This is a genomic window from Psychrobacter sp. W2-37-MNA-CIBAN-0211, assembly GCF_040309405.1.
GTDB classification, from domain to species: domain Bacteria; phylum Pseudomonadota; class Gammaproteobacteria; order Pseudomonadales; family Moraxellaceae; genus Psychrobacter; species Psychrobacter glaciei.
Window position 1 is genome coordinate 1 of record NZ_JBEOOU010000581.1, and the last position, 236, is coordinate 236.

Annotated in this window: 1 pseudogene; it reads right to left on the minus strand. The window is 50.4% G+C overall.

Going from position 1 to position 236, the window contains the following annotated elements:
- Positions 1-236 (minus strand): annotated as a pseudogene (locus tag AAEY72_RS16340) (guanosine-3',5'-bis(diphosphate) 3'-pyrophosphohydrolase); the annotation flags it as partial.

Sequence of the window (236 nt, forward strand, 5' to 3'; positions counted from 1 at the left end):
ATATCATCGAGCGAAAAGCATTTATGGCGATGTACCACCAAGCCATGACGCGATAAATGGCCAACGATAGGGTCGCCATAGATCGGATGACAGCAATTGGCAAAATCAAGCTCAACCCCTGAGGCGTTGACGATCAATTGCTGCGGTTGCGCCGTATCATCGCTGTGTTCTTTGGCCTGCAAGTCACTGACTTCATCGCTAAATAGCCGCGTGACTACCAGCTGAGGCAATAGCGT